The 16,219-nt window shown below is 40.0% G+C and carries 15 protein-coding genes, 2 pseudogenes and 1 riboswitch; of the genes and pseudogenes, 13 read left to right on the top strand and 4 right to left on the bottom strand.

What is annotated here, in order from left to right; genetic code table 11:
• Positions 1-2 precede the first annotated feature (2 nt).
• From CFY87_RS04130 to CFY87_RS04110, 5 genes and pseudogenes are all read left to right on the top strand, one after another.
• Positions 3-345 (top strand): annotated as a pseudogene (locus tag CFY87_RS04130) (YegP family protein).
• A 156-nt stretch (positions 346-501) separates the two neighbouring features.
• On the top strand, positions 502-1,152 hold the full coding sequence (gene pxpB / locus CFY87_RS04125; RefSeq protein WP_094946003.1) for a 5-oxoprolinase subunit PxpB: 651 nt from the start codon (positions 502-504) through the stop codon (positions 1,150-1,152).
• Entirely contained in the window at positions 1,149-2,081 is a 933-nt protein-coding gene (locus CFY87_RS04120) for a 5-oxoprolinase subunit C family protein (RefSeq protein ID WP_094946002.1), read from the top strand. The genes pxpB and CFY87_RS04120 overlap by 4 nt, the downstream gene beginning before the upstream one ends.
• Complete coding sequence (gene pxpA, locus CFY87_RS04115; protein ID WP_094946001.1) at positions 2,068-2,805, top strand: 5-oxoprolinase subunit PxpA; 738 nt, start codon at positions 2,068-2,070, stop codon at positions 2,803-2,805. The genes CFY87_RS04120 and pxpA overlap by 14 nt, the downstream gene beginning before the upstream one ends.
• Before the next feature lie 80 nt (positions 2,806-2,885).
• Positions 2,886-4,064 (top strand): NRAMP family divalent metal transporter, encoded by a 1,179-nt coding sequence (locus CFY87_RS04110; RefSeq protein ID WP_094946000.1) that lies wholly within the window; start codon positions 2,886-2,888, stop codon positions 4,062-4,064.
• A 54-nt stretch (positions 4,065-4,118) separates the two neighbouring features.
• Here CFY87_RS04110 and CFY87_RS04105 read toward each other — a convergent pair whose 3' ends face one another.
• A complete protein-coding gene (locus tag CFY87_RS04105; RefSeq protein ID WP_094945999.1) occupies positions 4,119-4,829 on the bottom strand; it encodes a class I SAM-dependent methyltransferase in 711 nt (236 codons plus the stop codon).
• 21 nt (positions 4,830-4,850) lie between these two features.
• On the opposite strand from CFY87_RS04105, the gene gloB reads away from it, so the two are divergent.
• Together gloB and hemA are read left to right on the top strand one after the other, a co-directional pair.
• Complete coding sequence (gene gloB, locus CFY87_RS04100; protein ID WP_094945998.1) at positions 4,851-5,552, top strand: hydroxyacylglutathione hydrolase; 702 nt, start codon at positions 4,851-4,853, stop codon at positions 5,550-5,552.
• Between the two features lie 139 nt (positions 5,553-5,691).
• Positions 5,692-6,990 (top strand): glutamyl-tRNA reductase, encoded by a 1,299-nt coding sequence (gene hemA, locus CFY87_RS04095; RefSeq protein ID WP_094945997.1) that lies wholly within the window; start codon positions 5,692-5,694, stop codon positions 6,988-6,990.
• A gap of 129 nt (positions 6,991-7,119) precedes the next feature.
• On the opposite strand, the pseudogene CFY87_RS04090 reads toward hemA, so the two are convergent.
• Positions 7,120-7,523: pseudogene (locus CFY87_RS04090) on the bottom strand (H-NS family histone-like protein).
• 194 nt (positions 7,524-7,717) lie between these two features.
• A riboswitch (Lysine riboswitch) is annotated at positions 7,718-7,892 on the top strand.
• An 89-nt stretch (positions 7,893-7,981) separates the two neighbouring features.
• Here CFY87_RS04090 and CFY87_RS04085 point away from each other — a divergent pair.
• The 3 genes from CFY87_RS04085 to ilvN all read left to right on the top strand — a co-directional run bounded on the left by CFY87_RS04085 (position 7,982) and on the right by ilvN (position 11,999).
• On the top strand, positions 7,982-9,505 hold the full coding sequence (locus tag CFY87_RS04085; RefSeq protein WP_094945996.1) for a Na+/H+ antiporter NhaC family protein: 1,524 nt from the start codon (positions 7,982-7,984) through the stop codon (positions 9,503-9,505).
• A gap of 284 nt (positions 9,506-9,789) precedes the next feature.
• On the top strand, positions 9,790-11,508 hold the full coding sequence (locus CFY87_RS04080; RefSeq protein ID WP_094945995.1) for an acetolactate synthase 3 large subunit: 1,719 nt from the start codon (positions 9,790-9,792) through the stop codon (positions 11,506-11,508).
• On the top strand, positions 11,508-11,999 hold the full coding sequence (ilvN, locus tag CFY87_RS04075) for an acetolactate synthase small subunit (protein ID WP_094945994.1): 492 nt from the start codon (positions 11,508-11,510) through the stop codon (positions 11,997-11,999). The genes CFY87_RS04080 and ilvN overlap by 1 nt, the downstream gene beginning before the upstream one ends.
• Positions 12,000-12,080: 81 nt before the next feature.
• Here the strand turns inward: ilvN and ribA are convergent, their stop codons facing one another.
• Positions 12,081-12,758: a GTP cyclohydrolase II gene (ribA, locus tag CFY87_RS04070; RefSeq protein WP_094945993.1), complete on the bottom strand. Its 678-nt coding sequence runs from the start codon at positions 12,756-12,758 to the stop codon at positions 12,081-12,083.
• Between the two features lie 83 nt (positions 12,759-12,841).
• Here ribA and CFY87_RS11895 point away from each other — a divergent pair, with 83 nt between their 5' ends.
• Positions 12,842-13,054 (top strand): hypothetical protein, encoded by a 213-nt coding sequence (locus CFY87_RS11895; protein ID WP_094945992.1) that lies wholly within the window; start codon positions 12,842-12,844, stop codon positions 13,052-13,054.
• 118 nt (positions 13,055-13,172) lie between these two features.
• Positions 13,173-14,090: an N-acetylglucosamine kinase gene (nagK, locus tag CFY87_RS04060; RefSeq protein ID WP_094945991.1), complete on the top strand. Its 918-nt coding sequence runs from the start codon at positions 13,173-13,175 to the stop codon at positions 14,088-14,090.
• A gap of 44 nt (positions 14,091-14,134) precedes the next feature.
• On the opposite strand, the gene CFY87_RS04055 is transcribed toward nagK, so the two are convergent.
• Positions 14,135-15,013, bottom strand: a complete 879-nt coding sequence (locus CFY87_RS04055; RefSeq protein ID WP_094945990.1) for a LysR family transcriptional regulator — start codon at positions 15,011-15,013, stop codon at positions 14,135-14,137.
• Positions 15,014-15,116: 103 nt separating this feature from the next.
• On the opposite strand from CFY87_RS04055, the gene CFY87_RS04050 reads away from it, so the two are divergent.
• Positions 15,117-16,127, top strand: a complete 1,011-nt coding sequence (locus CFY87_RS04050; protein WP_094945989.1) for a YeiH family putative sulfate export transporter — start codon at positions 15,117-15,119, stop codon at positions 16,125-16,127.
• Positions 16,128-16,219 lie beyond the last annotated feature (92 nt).

Below are 16,219 nucleotides of genomic sequence, written 5' to 3'. Positions count from 1 at the left end.
ACATGGCATTAGGTTGGTATGAACTCAAATTGGCAAAAGACGGTCAATTTATGTTTAATTTAAAAGCGGCGAACAGCCAAACGATTTTGACCAGCGAACGTTATAAAACGCGTGCGGCAGCTGAAAACGGTATTGCTTCCGTGCAAAAAAAATGGCGGTGATGAGCAAAATTTTGAATATAAAACGACTTCTGATGGTCAACCGTATTTTATTTTGAAAGCGAAAAATCATCAAGAAATCGGACGTAGCGAATATTATTCCTCCAACACAGCAGCACAAAATGGCGTAAAATCCGTGATTAACAATGCGGCAACAACGGTAATTAAAGATAAAACTGCGGAATAATTCACCGCACTTTTTACCGTTTTTTGAGTTTTATCAAGGCAATTTGTAAAAATTGCCTTTTTTATCTCTCCTTATTTTTTGATAAATAATATTTTCATTGACATAAATTTACGCAAATAGTACAAATGCTTAACAATTATAACAAGGGAGAAATATATGCTCACTATCCATTCTACCAGCGAACAGTCTTTACTTTGTTTATTGCCACCTCCCGCCGAACTGCTTAACCAACAATACCTTTGGTTATTCGCACAAAAAGTGAAATCATTAGTATACGTTATCGAATCTGTGGTAGGGATGAATAATGTTACGTTATTTCATGATATGAATGTAGATATAACGGACTTGATTTATGAAATTCAGAAAATTTGGCTGGATGTACAATCGGAGCAAATTGAGTATCACGGACGTCTAGTGGATATTCCGGTACATTATGGAGGTGAACTGGGAGAAGACTTGTATGATGTAGCCGAGTTTCATCATACTACTGCAAAAGAGATTATTCGGCGTCACACAGCGCCTATTTATACGGTCTTTATGATGGGTTTTCAACCCGGCTTTCCTTACTTGGGTGGTTTACCGGAGAATTTGCATACGCCACGTAAGAAGACTCCAAGAACAAAAGTGCCGGCCGGTGCTGTAGGAATCGGTGGAAGTCAAACCGGAATTTATCCATTTACATCTCCCGGTGGTTGGCAATTGTTGGGAAAAACCGATATAGCGCTTTTTGATATTAGTCAACCTTCACCGGTATTGCTTAAAGCTGGAGATCAGGTGCGCTTTGTTGCGGAGAGTATCAGATTATGATTTACATTAAACAATTACAAGGTATCGCACATGTTCAAGATCTCGGACGTTTGGGATTAAGAGAGTTTGGTATAGGACGATCCGGGGCAATGGATCCGTTAGCATTAAGTGCGGGAAATCTATTATTGGAAAATGATGAAAATACACCAGCTATTGAAATTGCTTTGGGGAGAATTACGGTAACTTTTGACTGTGATACTCCCTTTTGTTTAACCGGAGCTTTATGTGAGGCTGAATTAGACGACGAACCAATTTTTTCTTATTGGCGTTATACGGCAAGAGCACGTCAAACATTAACTTTAAAGCGTCTGGTAAGAGGTAATTATGCTTATCTTTGTGTCGCCGGGGGATTTATTGTTCCACGGGTATTAAATTCAGCCAGCACAGATTTGAAAGCCGGTTTTGGTGGATTTCATGGGCGTTTACTGAAAGCAGGAGATAGCATCGGAGTAGCTATTAGGGATAAATATTTAAGTCATATCGGCATTAAACCGATTTCTTTTACTAATCAAATTCGTGCAATAGCTTCTTCAGAATATGGCGCATTTACAGAAGAAAGTCAAAATGCATTTTGGCAACAGAAATGGGTATTACAGCGTAATAGCAGTCGCATGGGATACCGATTTTCCGGTGAGACAATACTGGAATTGAAACAGCCTTTAGAAATGCTCTCTTATGCAGCACCAATTGGAACGGTACAAGTTCCACCGGAAGGACAGCCTATTGTGCTCATGTCAGATGCACAAACGACCGGTGGCTATCCTAAAATTGCTTGTGTTATTCAGGCGGATCTCGGTCGAATAGCCCAAGTGCTATTTGGCAGTGGTATTCATTTTGAACAAGTTAGCCGTGAACAAGCGATTGAATTGTATCAAAAAACGCAAAACTATTTATCTACCATTAAGGAGCAAATCTATGAAGCATGTTGATTTAAATGTTGATTTAGCAGAAGGTTGTGAGAATGATGAAATGCTGCTACGTTTAGTCAGTTCTACCAATATAGCTTGTGGTTTACATGCGGGCGATTATAACGAAATGCGTAAGGCGATTAAATGGGCTAAGGAGAATGGTATTCGTGTTGGTGCTCATCCGGGGTTTCCCGATCGAGAAAATTTTGGGCGAACAAATATGCAATTAACCGACGAAGAGTTAGTTGCTTGTTTATTGTATCAATTAGGGGCAATTAAAGCGTTATGTGAATCGGAAAATATTCCTTTAAGTTATGTCAAACCTCATGGAGCTTTATACAATCAAGCAGCAAAAGATCCCGCATTAGCACATTTAATTGCGCATACGATAAAGCAATTCGATCCGACGTTAGCATTAATGGGATTGTCAGGTAGTCTCATGTTGAATGTTGCTCAAGCAGAAGGTTTAAATATTATTTCGGAAGTTTTTGCTGATCGCCATTATTTAGCAGATGGTTCTCTTGTTCCTCGTAGTCGAGATGATGCATTGGTTGAAAATGATGAAGAAGCTATTCATCAGGTATTGCAAATGATTTTATCGGGAACGGTTTCCAGTGTGGATGGGGTGGACGTTGCAATTAAAGCAGATAGCATTTGTATTCATGGTGACGGCATTCATGCGATTGAATTTGCTAAAAAAATTCGTGTAGCTTTGGCAGAAAAACAAGTCAATATTCGTGCATAATTTAGCGATTTAACTTAAAAAGTCTAAGAAAGTGATCAGTTATGAATTGATTATGATTTATTACAATAGCAGGTAAATTTATGGCAAACAGCAATCGTAATGCACTACTTGGTGCGGCATTTTTAATGGCAACTTCGGCTATTGGTCCCGGGTTTCTCACTCAAACAGCGACGTTTACACAATCTCTCTTAGCGAGTTTTGGATTTGTTATTTTGCTGTCCATTTTATTGGATATAGGCGTTCAGTTAAATATTTGGCGTATTATTGCCGTATCCAAAAAGAAAGCTCAAGATATTGCTAATGAAGTATTGCCGGGAGCAGGTTATTTTTTGGCTGTGTTGATTGTGATGGGCGGACTGGCATTTAATATTGGTAATATCGGAGGTGCAGGTTTAGGATTAAATATTCTTACTGGGATGCCGGTAGAGGTTGGCGCTATTGTCAGTGGTATCATTGCGGTTGGTATTTTTTTATCCAAAGAGGTTGGTAAGGTGATGGATCGTTTTGCGCAATTAATGGGCTTTATCATGATTGCGTTGATGATCTATGTTACTGTAAAAGCGGTACCTCCGGTAGGGGAAGCGGTTTATCGCACTTTTGTGCCGGAAAAATTAGATGTGATTGCGATTGTTACCTTGGTAGGCGGAACGGTCGGTGGTTATATTACTTTTGCTGGCGCACATCGTTTGTTGGATGCAGGGATTAAAGGAGAAGAATCATTAAAAGAAGTAAGTAAAAGTTCTGTCTCTGCAATTTTGATTGCCTCTATTATGCGAGTTGTTCTTTTTTTAGCCGTATTGGGTGTTATTTCTCAAGGAGTGACCTTAGATCCAAAAAATCCGGCGTCTACACCATTTTATCATGTGGCGGGGAATATCGGATTAATTATTTTCGGTATTATCATGTGGGCAGCATCCATCACTTCTGTTATTGGTGCAGCCTATACATCAGTTTCTTTTTTAACCGGTTTTTCAGATAAAATCGACCATCACAAAAATTACTGGATTATTGCTTTTATCGTGATTTCTACTGCTGTACTTGCTACAGTAGGTAGTCCTGCTAAGGTATTAGTCTTTGTGGGAACGTTAAATGGATTAATTTTACCTATTTCTTTAGGTTTAATTTTATTAGCCTCTCGTAAAACGAAAATTATCGGAGATTACAAACATCCTGTCTGGATGAGCGTAGTCGGTATGTTTGTTGTAGTTGCCATGGCGGCACTTAGCGGAATGACACTATATCGTTATATTATGGGGTGAATTGGTTAACGACACAAAATAAAGATTAAAGGTAGGTATTATCCTACCTTTCTATTACTCCCTAATTTCATTAAAGGCTTCCACCGTATTAAAGTGTTTATGGGGGCGGAATTTGATTTTTTGTGGCGTGAAATTCAGCGGGTAGGTTCTTTTTTTTGCGATAATTGCCACAAGCGAACCGAAATAAGGTACTTCGTTAGCAAGTGCTAGGCGTTGGGTAGCAAGAATTTCAAAATTCAGCAACTCTAGCCAATCGATAACGCGCCAAGCACAAAAATGGCGAAACGGGAGCGGTGCTTGTCCGTTGAGATTGAGGTGGCGTTTTATGCCTAATCGGCTGAACGGATTGAACAAGGATAGAAAGAGATAACCGTCGTTGCACAGTACTCTTGTTGTTTCGCGCAGAATTTGATGAGGATCTTGACTAAAATTCAAGGTATTCGCCATAATACACATATCAATGGATTTTTCTACAAAAGGCAACTCCGATAAACGACTTTGTACTACGGAAGTATTTTCTTGTGATGAAAGTGCGATCAAATTTTGCGTAATTTTGGGCGCAATGATGATATGGTGACGCTGGGGTAAATGACAGTGGATTTCGCCACTTAATCCACCCAATTTCAACCATTGATAACCTAATACATTAGGAGACCAGGTTGCAAAATATTGATTGATAACCTCTTGATATTGTGTGCCGCTTTGCAACTGTTGCCAGCTGCTCGGCAGTTCAAATGAGGTTGATAATTTTGCATTCCATTTCATATTTACCTCGAGGATCGTAGTATGTTAGTTCCAATTCCTGCACTTAATGATAACTATATTTGGCTTTATAGACGAGAAAATTTACCGGTAATTGTGGTTGATGTGGCGGAAGCTGACGTATTATTACGTTATTTTATGCAGCATCAGTTAGTGCCGGAAGCGGTATTGATCACGCATTATCACAGCGATCATACCGCCGGTATTGCTGAATTTACTCGCCATTTTCCGCAGGTGTCGGTGTATGGGCCGGCAGAAGCGCAAGACCATGGCGTGACACATATTGTGGAAAGTGGGCAAATTACGACGCCACATTATCAAATTCAAATTTTACCGACGGGAGGGCATACTGCCGGGCATTTGAGTTTTGTAGTGGATGGGCATTTATTTTGTGGTGATACCTTATTTTCTGCCGGCTGTGGTCGGGTTTTTACTGGCGATTATGAGCAAATGTATCAATCTTTGCAGCGCTTAAAACAATTGCCGGAAAGTACCCTTGTTTGTGCAGCGCATGAATATACCTTGAGTAATTTGGCGTTTGCGTTGACAGTGATGGAGGATAAAAGTGCGGTGGAAAATCAGCTTAAATTGGTGCAAATGTTGCGGACGAAAAATCAGCCAAGTTTGCCGACAACCTTAGGATTGGAGATGCAAATTAACCCATTTTTGGCAGCTCAAGATGCAGCACAGTTTGTGGCATGGCGAAAAGCGAAAGATAATTTTTAAAGATTGACGAATGATTGCTAACGTGTCAGTTAAATTTGCTCAATGGACTACAATTGGATTAGAATAACGTATCTTTATTTGTTTTATTTTTTCTTGTGGGAACAACCGCTTAAAAGTGCGGTTGATTTACAAATCGTTTATGGCAATTTTAGCATTAGGTATTAATCACAAAACCGCGACTATTGCAGTGCGTGAAAAAGTCTCCTTTTCCGACGATAAGCGGCTTTTGGCGTTGCAGCAACTGACGCAATTCGCATTAGCAGACAGCGCAGTGATTCTATCGACGTGCAACCGAACCGAAGTATATTTCCATAATCGCACTGTATCGCCATCGCAGGAGCAAGATTGGCTGAATCGTTGTATTTCATGGTTTGCCAATATTCATCAACTTAATGCAAATGAGCTAACTGATTGTTTGTATAGCGAATATAATCAAGATGCCACTCATCATTTGATGCGAGTCGCTTGCGGATTGGATTCGTTAATTTTAGGTGAACCGCAAATTCTTGGGCAGGTGAAACAAGCCTATCAAGTGAGCGAGCAATACTACCAACATACTATGTCAAGCGAATTTTCGCGCTTATTTCAGAAAACTTTTTCAGCAGCGAAACGGGTACGCAGTGAGACGCAGATTGGAGAAAGTGCTGTATCGGTTGCTTATGCTGCTTGTAGTTTAGCTCGACAAATTTTTGAAAAATTAAGTAATTTAAATATTTTGCTGGTGGGAGCCGGGGAGACGATTGAGTTAGTCAGTCGCCATTTATTACGCCATGGGGTTAAACAATTGACGATAGCTAATCGTACCTTAAGCCGCGCACAAGCTTTGGTTGAAAAGCTGGAAAGCCCGCAATTCATTGATGTACTGCCTTTGGAGAATTTACAAGGTGCGCTGAATCAAGCGGATATTGTGATAACCTCTACGGGCAGCCCAAATGTGTTGATTGATTATGGCATGGTGAAACAGGCGCAAAAACAGCGCAAAAATAAACCCATGTTGATTGTGGATATTGCGGTGCCGCGTGATGTGGATGAAAATGCCGGAAAACTGGAAAGCGTTTATCATTATACGGTGGATGATTTGCAGCATATTATCCGGCATAATCTCAACCAACGAGAACAAGCCTCGAAACAGGCACAAGCCATTATTGCACAAGAAAATGAAGACTTTTTTGAATGGTTGAAAGTGCGCCAATCTTCCGATTTAATTCGTACTTATCGTGAAAGTGCGGAACAAATTCGTCAAGATTTATTAGAAAAAGCGTTACAGTCCTTGCAACAAGGAGAAAATGCGTCGCAGGTGTTGCAGGAATTGAGTCGGAAATTAACCAATAAATTATTACATCAGCCAACACAAGTCATCCAAAAAATGGTAAAAAGCGGTAATTCGCAAGGGCTACAAATTTTTTCCGAAAGTATTAATAAGGATGTTAAATCTTAATTTAAGTGAAAAGGCGTGTGTGAAAAATGGCGGAGTAAATTCCGCCATTTTTTATAATACAATCATTTTATTTTAGGATAAAGAAAGAACAAAGTCTATTTTGTAGGCTTTGTTCTATAACGGATAAAATTAAATTTCAAAATCCGATAAGGATTTACCGGAATCTAACGCTTGCTGAATAAAACGTGGAGTTCTGCCTTGACCTGTCTAGGTTTTAGTTTTGCCATCTATATCTACATATTGATATTTCGCGGGACGAGGATCTCTTTTTTACGTAGGTTAGAGGTTTTGGACGAGAGAATTTCTGTTAATTCGTCGACAGTAATTCCATCTTGTGCTAATAATTCTTTATATTTTTCAATTCGAGCTTGGCGTTCTTGTTCTTTACGCTCAATTTCTTGTACTTCCACTCTTTTTTCTTCAACAACAGTTTGTACTTTTTGTAAAATCGTTTCCAGTTCGCTAAGGCTTAGTCCGCGTGAAAGCACTCTTAAATTGCGAATATTATTTAGGGTTTTCAAAATTTCAGTCATTTTAATATCCTTTTATATTATGGGTAGAAGGGATGTATTTAAATAATGTTCTAATAATAACCAAAATATAATAGAGCGTAAATGGTATTTTGTGGGAAATTTTAATATTTTTCCATTGATGCTATTTTATTTTTCTATTTTGTGTAAAAGTGATTGGCATTTTAGGTATCTTATTGTAATCTTGCATGACATCCTACATACGTAGAGGTTGCAGCTATTATAAGTAGTTTTTCTGAGTGGATAACGATGAGGAAAAAGGAAAGGAATAGTTGCCGAAATCAGTTAAAAGTCATTTTAATTGGTTGGGGGCGTGTTCGAAAGAAACGTCACTGTCATAGTTTTGAGTTACTATGGAGCGCTACTGGTTAGGTTGGGTTAAATAATGCCTGCCTTTTTTATTTTAATATTTAAAATAGTTATGTCAGTGGTTCTCCCTTAAATTTGAGGAAGAACGTATAATGAATCTTGTAGATTATTCCATTTCTGTTTGGTCAGTTGTCCCGCCGTTGCTGGCTTTATTGTTAGCAATCGTGACTCGCAAAGTGATTTTAGCGTTAAGTATCGGTATTATTATCGGTGCTTTTATGTTAGCGGATTTCAATATTATAGGAAGTTTTCGTTATTTATTTAATAATGTTGTTTCGTTATTTTATAGCGGTGAAGAGGGGGTAAATTTTGGTGCAGTTAATATTCTGTTATTTTTATTACTATTGGGAATTTTAACTGTACTTTTAACGGTTTCCGGAAGTAATCGTGCTTTTGCTGAGTGGGCACAGCAACGAATTAAGGGGCGCCGCGGTGCAAAATTAATGGCAGCGTCATTAGTTTTTATTACTTTTATTGATGACTATTTTCATAGTCTCGCAGTAGGTGCGATTGCCCGTCCGGTAACAGATAAATTTAACGTTTCCCGTGCAAAACTCGCCTATATTTTAGATTCAACCGCTGCGCCAATGTGCGTTTTGATGCCGGTATCCAGTTGGGGCGCGTATATTATCACCTTAATTTCAGGTTTATTGGCTTCTTATGCCATGACGGAATATTCGCCAATCGGTGCTTTTATGGCAATGAGTGCAATGAATTTTTATGCGATTTTTTCTATTGTTATGGTGTTTTTTGTGGCTTATTTTTCTTTCGATCTGGGATCGATGGCAAGACATGAGCGATTAGCATTGGAACATGAAGAACAGGAGGAAATACAATCCGGTAATCATGGGCATGTAAGAAATTTGATTTTGCCTATTCTTGCCTTAATTATTGCAACTGTTGCGATGATGTTATATACCGGTAGTCAAGCATTGTCTGAACAGGGACAAGCCTTTTCTGTGTTAGGGGCATTCGAAAATACTACCGTGGGCATTTCTTTAGTCGTAGGCGGTTCGTTAGCCGTATTGACAGTAAGCCTATGTATTTTATGGGATCGCCAAGTAAGCTTGAAAGAATACGGATTATCCTGGCTGGTCGGAATGAAATCTATGTCCGGAGCAATTTTAATTTTATGTTTTGCGTGGACAATCAATAATGTCGTCGGTGATATGAAAACCGGTACCTATTTATCCGGCTTAGTTTCTGATAGTTTACCGATAGCTGTATTGCCGGCGTTGTTATTTATTCTTGGCGCAGTGATGGCATTTTCGACAGGAACCAGCTGGGGGACGTTCGGCATTATGCTCCCTATCGCGGCAGCTATTGCAGCACATTCTGCTCCGGAATTAATGTTACCTTGTTTATCTGCGGTTATGGCAGGAGCGGTGTGTGGTGATCATTGTTCTCCCGTATCCGATACCACGATTTTGTCTTCGACCGGGGCAAAATGTAACCATATGGATCACGTAACAACGCAATTGCCTTACTCTTTAACTGTGGCTGTTGCAACCATTATCGGCTATTTGGTTGTTGGTTTCACTCAATCCGGTTTGTTGGGTTTTATTGCTACTGCGATTTCTCTTACGCTACTCGTTTTAATGTTTAAAAAGCGTTAATTGTGATCCCGTTCAAAATATTTAAATAAAAATTAAATACTGCTTATTTTATAAAATGCGACATAAAGTTGCATTTTTTTGTATTTTAATTTGATTATCTTTATAAAATATCGAAAATATTTTATTTTTAGATTTTTGTTCTTTTATGTTTTGTTTTTTATCTTGGTTTTGATAAAAATAGTGATAGACAAATAATTTTGATTTAGATAAAAATAACAAGCTGAAAACAGAAATAGGTCAATGCATGAGAGCAGGTAAAAGAGCGGTGGATTTGTGAGGTGAAAATGAAAAAACTATCAGGTGCAGAAATGGTTGTACAATCTTTACGCGATCAAGGTGTGAAGTTTGTATTTGGTTATCCCGGCGGTTCCGTGTTGGACATTTATGATGCCATTCATACCTTGGGCGGTATTGAGCATATTCTTGTTAGACACGAACAAGCGGCGGTTCATATGGCAGACGGTTATGCGCGTGCGACCGGGGAAGTCGGAGTGGTGCTGGTCACATCCGGACCGGGGGCAACCAATGCGATTACCGGCATTGCGACGGCCTATATGGATTCGATTCCGTTGGTGGTTTTTTCCGGGCAAGTAATGTCAAGTTTAATTGGTCGCGATGCGTTTCAAGAATGTGATATGGTGGGAATTTCCCGTCCTGTGGTAAAACACAGTTTCTTAGTGAAAAATGCGGAAGAACTGCCGGAGATTATCAAAAAAGCCTTTTATATTGCATCAACGGGGCGTCCGGGACCGGTAGTGATTGACTTGCCGAAAGATGTGGTCAATCCGGCGAATAAATATCCTTATACCTATCCTAAGGATATTACCATGCGTTCTTACAACCCGACAACACAAGGGCATAAAGGACAGATTAAGAAAGCATTAAAAGCCTTATTAGTGGCGAAAAAACCGATTTTATTTGTTGGCGGAGGTGCGATTAATGCCAATTGTAGCCGGCAACTGATTCAATTGGCGCAACAATTGCATTTTCCGGTAACGTCTTCTTTAATGGGATTGGGCGCTTATCCGAGTACGGACAAACAATTCTTGGGGATGTTAGGGATGCACGGAACCTACGAAGCGAATAATGCAATGCATGAAAGCGATTTGATTTTAGGGATCGGCGTGCGTTTTGATGACCGGACGACCAATAATTTAGCCAAATATTGTCCAAATGCGAAAGTAGTTCATATTGATGTGGATCCGACATCAATTTCCAAAAATGTTCCGGCAGCAATTCCGATTGTCGGTAGCGCGGAAAATGTGCTAAATGAGTTCCTTTCATTATTAGATGGCGAGGATTTATCCAAAGCACAATCTTCTTTAGAGGAATGGTGGCAACAAATCGAACAATGGCGGGCGGTGAAATGTTTAGAATTTGATCGCAACAGCCAAGAAATTAAACCGCAGCACGTCATTGAAACCATTTACCGTTTGACGAAAGGAAATGCTTATGTGGCGTCTGATGTGGGGCAGCACCAAATGTTCGCCGCCTTACATTATCCGTTTGATAAACCTCGTCGTTGGATTAATTCCGGCGGGCTTGGTACCATGGGATTTGGTCTTCCGGCGGCGTTGGGTGTGAAATTAGCGCATCCGGATGCAACGGTTGTCTGTGTGACAGGGGATGGCAGTATTCAAATGAATATTCAAGAATTATCCACCGCACAACAATATGGCATTCCGGTGGTGATCGTTAGCCTCAATAACCGTTTCTTGGGCATGGTAAAACAATGGCAGGATTTGATTTATTCCGGTCGTCACTCGCAATCTTATATGAATTCGTTGCCGAATTTTGTCAAAATTGCCGAAGCCTATGGACATATTGGGATCCAAATTGACAGCTTAGCCGAATTAGAGGAAAAACTCACGAAAGCCTTTAGTATCAAAGACAAATTGGTATTTGTGGATATTAAAGTGGATGAAACCGAGCACGTCTATCCAATGCAAGTACGTGGCGGAGCAATGAATGAGATGATTTTAACTAAACCGGAGAAGGCATAATGCGTAGAATTTTATCAGTATTATTAGAAAATGAATCAGGAGCATTATCTCGCGTTGTGGGCTTATTTTCTCAACGGGCATTCAATATCGAAAGTTTGACTGTTGCGCCGACAGATGATCCGACCTTGTCGCGTATGACTATTGAAGCCTATGGCGATGAGCAAGTGCTGGAGCAAATTGAAAAGCAATTACATAAATTAGTTGATGTATTTAAAGTGATCAATTTAAGCGATTGCGAACACGTCGAGCGTGAAGTGATGTTGGTGAAAGTAAAAGCACAAGGTAATTCGCGTGATGAATTAAAACGCTTAACTGAAATTTTCCGTGGACAAATTGTGGATGTCACTACCAAATCTTATACCATCCAATTAGTCGGTACCAACGACAAATTAGATGCATTTGTGGCAGCGATCAAACAAGAAAGCCAATTAATCGAAATTGTTCGTTCCGGTTTGATTAGCCTTTCTCGTGGTGAGAAAAATTGTCTATAATGAATTGATAATAAACGAAAAGTGCGGTTAAAAAATGAAAGATTTTAACCGCACTTTTTATTTGTAATGAAAATTAAACGATCATTTTTCGTTTTCTTGCAGCGTATGATCTTGTGGCACTTCTTCTTGACAATGCGGGCAGGTCATCAAATGTTTTTGATTGTTATGCACGATAAAATGCCCCATTTTTTTCGCTTTAGTGTCGAGATATTCGGTGTTGTAACGATTCTCGCCAACGTTAAGCGGAACGCGTTCTACCACATTAATCCCGGCACGTTTCATGGTTTCAATTTTTTCCGGGTTATTGGTCAGCAAGCGGACTTTTTCCACGCCCAATAACTCAAAAATATCGGCACACACATCGAAATTGCGTTCGTCAGCGGCAAAGCCGAGGGCTAAATTGGCTTCAATGGTGTCCATGCCTTGATCTTGCAATGAATAGGCACGAATTTTGTTAATTAAGCCAATGCCGCGCCCTTCTGCACGGTGATAAATCAATATGCCGCGACCCTCTTCGCTGATTTGGCGCAGGGCAGTGGCAAGCTGGAAGCCGCAATCGCATTTTAGACTGTGCAACGCATCGCCGGTTAAACATTCCGAATGAATGCGGGCTAACACGGGGGAGTCTTTATCGCTAATATCTCCCATCACTAATGCGACATGTTCTTTTTGGCTATCAGGGAATTCAAAACCGACAATACGAAAAATACCAAATTCTGTCGGAAGCTTGGCTTGAGTAACTAATTGAATTTTTGCCATAATTAAATCCTTAATTTATTTTGTTCTATTAGTGATAGAATGTACTTTCCTGTACTAAATTACCACGCAATATGGTTATAAATATGTTAAAACGTTTGTCATTATATACCTTGTTGCTTTGTTTTGTACCACTTTTTACTTTGATTTTCTGCCGGTATTGGCAACTGGGTAACGGATTGGGCACTTTTGAGCATTTCTTAGGTGGGTTCAAAGAAACCGGCAGCGTTCCCTATGCCTTTATTTCCGGTATTATTTTAACATTATCTTATTTTTTGCGATCCGTGTTGGCCAAATGAGGGGGGGATGGTGCCCGTTTTTTGTCAAAAGACGATCCGGCGCAAAGCATTAGCCGAAAAGTGCGGTTAAAATTAAAGAGCTTTTTTAACTGATGTAGTTTATTTAAGAGGTGATTTTATGTTGTATGGTGTTGATATTGGCGGAACTAAAATTGAGTTGGCGGTGTTTAACGACAAGCTCGAAAAACAGTATTCCGAACGTGTTCCGACGCCGAAAGAGGATTACGAAGAATGGCTGAATACGATTGTAAATTTAGTCAAAAAAGCGGATGAAAAATTTGTGTGTCAAGGTTCTGTCGGGTTGGGATTACCCGGTTTTGTGGATCCGGAAAGCGGCATTGCCGAAATCACGAATATTCGTGCCGCTGATAACAAAACAATTTTGCGGGATTTATCTGCGCGTTTAGGACGCGAAGTGCGGGCGGAAAATGACGCCAATTGTATGGTGTTATCGGAAGCATGGGCGGAGGAAAATCAGCAATATACCAGCGTAGTCGGTTTCATTTTAGGTACCGGTTTTGGCGGCGGCTTGGTGATTAACGGTAAAGTGCATTCCGGTCAATCCGGCATGGCGGGCGAAGTGGGACATATGCAACTGAATTATCATGCCTTAAAATTACTCGGTTGGGATAAGGCGCCGATTTATGAATGCGGGTGTGGAAATCGTGCTTGTTTGGATAATTATTTATCCGGTCGCGGATTTGAAATGTTGTATCGCGATTTACAAGGGCAGTCGCTATCGGCAAAAGAAATTATTGAGCGCTTTTATGCCGGTGAACAAAGTGCGGTCAAATTTGTCGAACTTTTTATTGAATTAGCCGCGATCAGTATCGGCAATTTGGTGACGATTTTCGATCCGAATTTGATCGTGTTAGCCGGTGGGTTATCGAATTTTGACTATTTGTATGACGCTTTGCCGAAAGCCTTACCGCGGCACATTATGCGTAGCGCTAAAATGCCGGTGATTAAAAAAGCCAAATATGGCGATTCGAGCGGCGTACGCGGCGCGGCAGCGTTATTTTTATCGCGTGCATAAATTGATTTTGTCGCTTAAAGTGCGGTGGAAAATATAAGCTTTTTTCACCGCACTTTTTGACAATATTGAATAAATAAATCGAGTTCAGCAGAAATATGTTTATTGCGGTGCCGGATTTGCCATAATTGTCGCGTGAGCGTTTTACCTTGCAAAGAGAGATAACGAATTTTTCCCAAGCGAAAAGCATCATTTAACACGAGTTTGGACAAGCAACCAATGCCGAAATCGTGGATCACTGCTTGGCGGATGGCTTCCGAATGACTAAGTTGCAAGACGGCAGGTTGAGATAAATGAGATAAAATCAGATGTTCAACGGTTTCTCTCGTGCCGGAGCCTTTTTCTCTTAATACCAGTGGCAATTGGTTTAATTGCGCCGGCGTCAACTCATGGGTCTTTTGATTCAGCCAGCGACTTTGTGTGGCGACAAATAAGGTCAATTCATCTTCTAGCCATTTTTCTGCTACCAATTCTTCCAGTTGATTTTCGCCTTCGATAAATCCCCAATCATAATCAAAATGTTTTACGCCTTCGCAAATTTCTTTGGTGTTATGTACGTGTAATTCAATTTCAATTTGTGGATAGTGTTGAGTAAATGCGGAAATTTGTTGCGGTAATAAATAATTGCCAATGGTGGTACTGGCACCGATAATAAGTTTGCTCACGCCTTTGGAAAAATTATCTTCAATATCATAAATTTGTTTCAAAATTGAGCACGCTTGCGGATAGAGTTTTTTTGCTGTCGCATTGCGTACCAGTTTTTTTCCGTCACGTTCAAATAAAGGATGATTTAGGCTGTGTTCTAAGGTGTTTAAGGCATTACTCACCGCCGATTGGGATAACGCTAATTCTTCGCTTGCCAATGTGGTTGAACCCAGCCGATAAATGCTACAAAAAATTCGCAGCTGTTTTAATGTAATTTTCATCTCGCTTCCTTAGCTAAAAAATCGATTGATTATAGCAATATTATTTGTTTTACTCATAAATTATTTTTACGTAGTCTATGCTTTAGCATTAAAGGGGAAAAATATGAAAAAGATAATCGGTTTAACCATTGTTATTTTGGTAACGCTTTTTGCCAAAATGTTGTCATTAAGTGAGTTGGTGTTGCATTGGCAGCTTAGCGCATTGACTATCGCTATTTTATTGGGATTGGTGATAGGCAATACCTTATATCCCAAGCTGGCGCCGCTGGCTGATGAAGGGGTTGCCTTTGCCAAAGGGAAATTGTTGCGCTTAGGAATTGTTTTGTATGGATTTAATATCACATTTCAAGATATTGCGTTAGTGGGTGGTAATGCGATTATGACAGATGCCATCATGCTGATCAGTACCTGTTGCATCACCTGTTTTTTGGGCATTTATCTGTTAAAGATGGATAAACATACGGTGTATTTGACCGCGACCGGATGCAGTATTTGCGGTGCTGCGGCGATTTTAGCGGCGGAACCGGTAGTGAAAGCCGATTCGCATAAAGTCTCCGTTGCCATTGCTTTGGTAGTGATTTTCGGGACGATCGCCATGTTTTTGTATCCGATGATTTATCGCTATATTGATGGATTGTCAGCGGGGCAATTTGGGATTTATATCGGCTCCAGTGTGCATGAAGTCGCGCAAGTTTATACCGCAGGCAAAAATATCAGCGCACAAGTGGCGGATATTTCGGTGATCACGAAAATGTTGCGTGTGATGATGTTGGCACCATTTTTGATTTTGTTGTCATTTTATTTACACAAGAGTCAAAATACGAGCGAAGCGGAAACCGCTACGAAATTTAATATGCCTTGGTTTGCCTTATATTTTATCTTACTTACGGTATTTAATTCGTTTCATCTAATTCCGCAGGAGGTAGTGCAATGGTTATTACAAATAGACAGTATTTTATTGATGATGGCAATGTCCGCTTTAGGCTTAACCACCCATGTTGGCGCCATTAAACAAGCAGGCGTAAAGCCATTAATTTTAGGTTTTTTGGTTTTCTTATGGCTGGTAATAGGCGGGTTTGGCATTAATTTAATAATGCAATTTTTATTTGCATAAAGCAGATGGAGATAGAAGTCAAAGCAAACAAAAAGTGCGGTGGAAATTTAGGAGTTTTTCACCGCACTTTTATTGATGTCAGGTAATTTTAA

This window comes from Actinobacillus seminis, from assembly GCF_002263215.1.
GTDB classification, from domain to species: domain Bacteria; phylum Pseudomonadota; class Gammaproteobacteria; order Enterobacterales; family Pasteurellaceae; genus Actinobacillus_B; species Actinobacillus_B seminis.
The sequence above is the reverse complement of the archived record's forward strand: the minus strand, read 5'-3'. Positions and strand labels throughout refer to the sequence as shown.